7 protein-coding genes and 1 pseudogene are annotated in these 4,620 nt (G+C 63.4%); 4 read left to right on the top strand and 4 right to left on the bottom strand.

The window, feature by feature from the left end; translation table 11 throughout:
- The first annotated feature begins 61 nt into the window (after positions 1–61).
- Entirely contained in the window at positions 62–448 is a 387-nt protein-coding gene (locus G524_RS0112110) for a hypothetical protein (protein ID WP_027443928.1), read from the top strand.
- Here G524_RS0112110 and merA read toward each other — a convergent pair.
- The 4 genes from merA to G524_RS0112090 are packed head-to-tail and all read right to left on the bottom strand — an operon-like array spanning position 445 to position 2,885.
- Positions 445–1,875, bottom strand: a complete 1,431-nt coding sequence (merA, locus tag G524_RS0112105; RefSeq protein ID WP_027443927.1) for a mercury(II) reductase — start codon at positions 1,873–1,875, stop codon at positions 445–447. The genes G524_RS0112110 and merA overlap by 4 nt on opposite strands.
- Position 1,876: 1 nt before the next feature.
- Entirely contained in the window at positions 1,877–2,125 is a 249-nt protein-coding gene (gene merF, locus G524_RS0112100; protein WP_027443926.1) for a mercury resistance system transport protein MerF, read from the bottom strand.
- Between the two features lie 5 nt (positions 2,126–2,130).
- Entirely contained in the window at positions 2,131–2,463 is a 333-nt protein-coding gene (locus tag G524_RS0112095; protein ID WP_027443925.1) for a heavy-metal-associated domain-containing protein, read from the bottom strand.
- A gap of 23 nt (positions 2,464–2,486) precedes the next feature.
- Complete coding sequence (locus G524_RS0112090) at positions 2,487–2,885, bottom strand: mercuric transporter MerT family protein (RefSeq protein ID WP_036857932.1); 399 nt, start codon at positions 2,883–2,885, stop codon at positions 2,487–2,489.
- A 78-nt stretch (positions 2,886–2,963) separates the two neighbouring features.
- Between G524_RS0112090 and G524_RS0112085 the strand changes: the two genes are divergently transcribed.
- The 3 genes and pseudogenes from G524_RS0112085 to G524_RS0112075 form a co-directional block, all read left to right on the top strand.
- Positions 2,964–3,377 carry a MerR family transcriptional regulator gene (locus G524_RS0112085; RefSeq protein WP_027443923.1) on the top strand — a complete coding sequence of 138 codons (414 nt, stop codon included), beginning with the start codon at positions 2,964–2,966 and terminating at the stop codon, positions 3,375–3,377.
- Between the two features lie 582 nt (positions 3,378–3,959).
- Positions 3,960–4,175, top strand: coding sequence for a helix-turn-helix transcriptional regulator (locus G524_RS0112080; RefSeq protein WP_027443922.1), 216 nt, complete (start codon positions 3,960–3,962; stop codon positions 4,173–4,175).
- Between the two features lie 190 nt (positions 4,176–4,365).
- Positions 4,366–4,620, top strand: a pseudogene (locus G524_RS0112075) (transposase); the annotation flags it as partial.

Raw genomic sequence — 4,620 nt, 5'->3', positions numbered from 1 at the left:
GCAGCGACGGGCTTGGCGCGGTGGTCCGTGACATGCTCGCAGCCGAACGGGAGCTTGCCGCATGAGCGATCCGACCACCCTCCGCATCGTCATTCCGCTCGCCATCCGCAAGCGCAATGGGCGGCCGAAGATCCTGCCGCCAGCCGATCGGGCGCCGGATATGGGCGGAGTGGACCCGCATGCCCTGAAGGCAATCGCCCGCGCATGGCGCTGGCGGCGGCAGCTGGAATCCGGCGCCGCTTCCACCATCCAGGATATCGCGGCGGCCGAGAAGCTCTCCGACCGCTATGTCGGCCGCCTGGTGCGGCTCGCCTATCTGTCACCCGAGGTGCTTGAGCACCTCGTCATCCACCGCATGCCACCGGCGCTGTCGCTTACCGACCTCATCGCCCTTGCCGACCGGCCGTGGACGGAGCAGATGGGGATAGTGTTTGAGGGACTGGCTTAACCGGCACAGCAGGAGAGTTTTGCCACATCCTTGTCGAATGTCTGGGCGGCCAGCTTCAACCCTTCAACAGTGGTCAGGTAGGGGAAGATCATCTCTCCGAGTGCCTTCGTGGTCAGGCCGAACTTGAGCGCCAGCGCCAGCGTCTGGATGCTGTCGGCGCCCTCGGGCGCCATGATGACGCCGCCCAACAGACGATCGGTATTTGCATCTGCAACCAGCTTGATCAGTCCGCGCGTGTCACGGGCGGCCAGCGCGCGCGGCACCTGGTCGAGCGGCACGATGGACGTCTTGACGTCATGTCCGGCGGCCTGTGCCGCCGCCTCGCTCAAGCCAACGCCCGCCACCTGCGGGTCGGTGAACACCACCCAAGGCATTGCGCTGTTGTCATAGACGAGGCTATTCCCGTTAAGCGCATTGAGCGCCGCCAGCTTGGCACCATAGGCGGCCATGTAGACGAACTGGTCGCGGTCGGTCACGTCGCCGGCCGCATAGACGCCCGGCTTCGACGTGCGCATGCGGTCATCGACGACGATGGCGCCACGGCCGTCCTGAGCAATGCCCGCTTCGTTCAAGCCCAGCGCTTCGGTATTGGGCGTGCGCCCCGTGGCGACCAGCAGCCGCTCCGCCTTCAGTTCGATCAGTCTGCCATCATCCTTGACGCAGACGGTCACGCCCGTCTCGTCTTCACGGCAGGCATCGTAGGCAATGCCGCAATGGAGGGCGATGCCTTCAGCGCGGAAAGCCGCCGCCAGGGCTTCGGAAACCTCGGGCTCCACTTGCGGCAGAAGCCGCGACCGGCAGATGACGGTCACGGCGACGCCCATGCGCGCCATCATCTGCGCAAGCTCCGCGCCGATATAGCCGCCGCCGATGACGATCAGGCTCCTCGGCAGATCTTCCAGCGCCAGTAGCGTCGTGCTGGTCAGGTAGTGCACCTTTTCGATACCCGGGATCGGCGGCACGGACGGGCGCCCACCCGTGGCGATGATGGTCTTGCCGGCGGCGATGGCGTTGCCGTCCACGATGACGCCCCCACCGTTCAGCCGCGCCGCGCCTTCGATATACGCGATGCCGTTATATGCGGGCAGCAGGTCGGCGTATTTCTTCTGCCTCAACGTCGAGACAAGGTCGTCCTTGGCGGCGATCAGGCGCCGCCAGTCATCCACCTGTGCTTCCCCTGACAGGCCCGGAAACCGGCCCGCCGTCCGGGCGCCGTGCAACGCCTCGGCCGCCCGGATCATGGTCTTCGATGGCACACAGCCGACATTGACGCAGGTGCCGCCGATGGTCCCATGGCCGATCAGCGCCACGTTGGCGCCCTGTTCGGCCGCCGTGATGGCGGCGGAGAAGCCCGCCGACCCCGCGCCGATGACGGCGAGGTCGTAGCTTGTCCGGGATCGTGCGTTGGGGGTGCAGCAGTCCGCCATGTCAGGCTCTTTCCTTGTTCGTCTGAATATCCGTATCGCAGCAAGCCGCCGCGCGGCTCTGCCGCCACAGGCCGTAGGCCGCCACGCCGAGGAACAGCACGAGCGCGGGCAGCAGCACATAGTCGAGTCCGCCAACCCACGCCGAAAGGCCAACCGCACCGAGGGCAATGACGAGCACCGGCGTGGCGCAGCAGATCGCGGCGATCGCGGCCCCGACGATACCGGTCTTGAGGATCGTTGCGTCTTTCATCGGTCTCAGCCCTTGACCGCGGCCGGATAGCCCGCGTTGGTGGAAGCTGCGGCAATGGCGTCCGCGTTCGTCACCGATGGGTCGAAGACCACCGTCGCCGTCTTGGCGTCGAAATCCACCGCCACCGACTTCACGCCAGGAACGCCTTCCATCGCCTTCCTCACCGTGACGGGGCACAAGGCGCAGGTCATGTTCTCGACAGCGAAGGTCCGGGTCTGGGTGGCCGGCACCTGTTGGGAGGCGGACTGGGCGCCGGCCGGGGCCACGGCCGTTCCGATGGTCCAGCCGAGTCCGCCGAGGGCCAGCAGGGCAGCAGCGAGGATGAGGGGTCGTTTCATGGCGGTTACTCCTATGTTTGGTCTCAGTAGAAGAGCGGCGCCCACCAGCTGATGGTCAGCGCAAGCAGGACCACCACGGTGGAGAGCCAAAGCGCAGTCTTGGTGATGACGGCCGTTTGCGGCTTGGCGCAGTAGGAACCGTCCACACAGGCGGGCTTGGCTTTGAAATAGACCTGCCGGAAGCCGAGGCCGATGAAGACCAGCGCAATGCCTGCGAAATACGGCTTGTAGGGCTCAAGCGCGGTAAGGTTGCCGATCCAGGCCCCGGAGATGCCGAGCATTACGAACAGCAGCGGCACCACGCAGCAGGTCGAGGCCAGAATGGCGCCGATCACACCGCCCGCCGCAAAGATGTTCCGCTTCCGATCGTCTGCCTCTTCAGCGGCTTGTACCGTCTGGATTCCTGCTTCAGGTGTGCTCATGCGTCATCGTCCTCGCCTTGGTTCTGATTTTAAGATAGGGTCTGTAGTAACTACAGACTCAAGGGGGTTTTTGATTGAATGGGAGATCACGTTTCCGGGAAAGGACTGAAGCGCGCGGACCTTGCGCGGCGCACGGGCTGCAATCTGGAGACCATCCGTTATTACGAGAAGATCGGCATGATGCCCGATCCACCGCGCACCGCATCCGGCTACCGCGTCTATGACGTAACCCACGTTGGGCGTTTGCGCTTCATCCTGCGCGGCCGGGAGCTGGGCTTCTCCATCGAGGAGTTGCGCGGGCTCTTACAGCTCGTAGATCGAGGGACTCAGACCTGCGCCGAGGTGAAGGCGCTGACGGAGCAACATCTTGCGGACGTGCGCGCCAAGATCGCCGACCTGAAGCGCATCGAGAAGGTGCTCGCCGCCACGGCTGCGCAGTGCTCGGGCAAGCAGGTGCCGGAATGCCCGGTTTTGGAGGCGCTGGCATCATAAGCGAGTTTATAGACGGTGCGCGGGAGTTCACGCTCGACTGACCACGTCCTTGATGGTTCTCAGTAATACCCGGCGAAACGCCTACCTCGTGTTCCCTGACCGACGATGCCCACCGGGAAAGCCGCCGCAGAACGCGCGCCGATCCGATAGATGGAACTGGCTGGAAACACTGGCCTTCGCGAAGCCGAACCGGGCCGGACGAGGTTCGCTCGGTTAGAGACGGAGGGCTGTTCGGAGACGGAAATTGGACCCGGCGCCAGTCTCCGAGGCTCGGGCGTCTCGGCTAAGCGCCTTTGAAACAAAAAGAAAAAGGCCCCCAACGGGAGCCTCATCTCGGGTTCGCTACAAGATAATGGCGGAGGGAAAGACATATTTGACAAACTGGCTCGAAGTATGCCCCACATCGCGCCAGTACGCCCTCGTATTAGCACATGAAACTTCGCTTTCGAGGAACTTCTCTGTTCAAGTCGAGAGGTGGGGACATCCCGGTTTTACTGATCCCGCCAGTATTACCTTGATAGTGTTGGCCACCCGCGCCTTCGTCGTATCGCAGTCCAGTTTGCACGAGCGAAGGAAGCGGAAATGAAGGAAACCCATTTGAACCAACTTGAACTGGCCGTCCGCTGGAGGATCAGCCATCGTACGCTCGAGCGGTGGCGCTGGACGGGTGAGGGGCCGAAATTCCTCAAGGTGGGTGGCAGGGTGGTCTATCGCCTGTCCGACGTCGAGGAATACGAGCGGTCGATCGTCCGCTCCAGCACCTCGGACCCCGGCCAGGCTCAGCAGGTAGGCGCTTGACGATGGCCCAGGGATGGCGGTCGACCGAGGCGTCATCGCCATCCCCGCCTTTCACCTTGCTTGCAAACCCTGCCCATTTCGATTGAACTCACACCACTTCTCGGATAGCTTGAACAAAACTCCAGAAACTAGCACTACTTTGGCAGAAGTGCATTTTCTGGATTCCCAAGAGTCGCTTATGGTGATTCATATGGTGCCAGCTTTTGGAGGCTGGCGATGGCGGATGGTTGGCGGGATGAGCTGACGGAGTGGCTTGCGCCCTTTGTGAGGATGTTGGGCGATCGGCGCAGGGCGCGGATGTGCCCGGCCTATGTTGAGGGGTTGATCGGCCCTGGTGACCGCAAGAGTGTGCAGCCGATGGCGATGCGTGCGCCGGGGATCGGCTATGATCAGCTGCACCATTTTATCGGTGGTGCCCTGTGGGACAGCGCGCCACTGGAGGAGG

Origin of the sequence: Erythrobacter cryptus DSM 12079 (genome assembly GCF_000422985.1) — a bacterium.
GTDB lineage: Bacteria > Pseudomonadota > Alphaproteobacteria > Sphingomonadales > Sphingomonadaceae > Erythrobacter > Erythrobacter cryptus.
Note: the sequence above shows the minus strand (reverse complement) of the source record. Positions and strands in the feature narration are given on the sequence as shown.

Bases quoted from the DNA above. Each gene is read 5' to 3' on its own strand.
- G524_RS0112110 (WP_027443928.1), top strand. From the start codon at position 62: ATGAGCGATCCGACCACCCTCCGCATCGTCATTCCGCTCGCCATCCGC.
- merA (WP_027443927.1), bottom strand. From the start codon at position 1,875: ATGGCGGACTGCTGCACCCCCAACGCACGATCCCGGACAAGCTACGAC.
- G524_RS0112085 (WP_027443923.1), top strand. From the start codon at position 2,964: ATGGGAGATCACGTTTCCGGGAAAGGACTGAAGCGCGCGGACCTTGCG.
- merF (WP_027443926.1), bottom strand. From the start codon at position 2,125: ATGAAAGACGCAACGATCCTCAAGACCGGTATCGTCGGGGCCGCGATC.
- G524_RS0112090 (WP_036857932.1), bottom strand. From the start codon at position 2,885: ATGAGCACACCTGAAGCAGGAATCCAGACGGTACAAGCCGCTGAAGAG.
- G524_RS0112095 (WP_027443925.1), bottom strand. From the start codon at position 2,463: ATGAAACGACCCCTCATCCTCGCTGCTGCCCTGCTGGCCCTCGGCGGA.
- G524_RS0112080 (WP_027443922.1), top strand. From the start codon at position 3,960: ATGAAGGAAACCCATTTGAACCAACTTGAACTGGCCGTCCGCTGGAGG.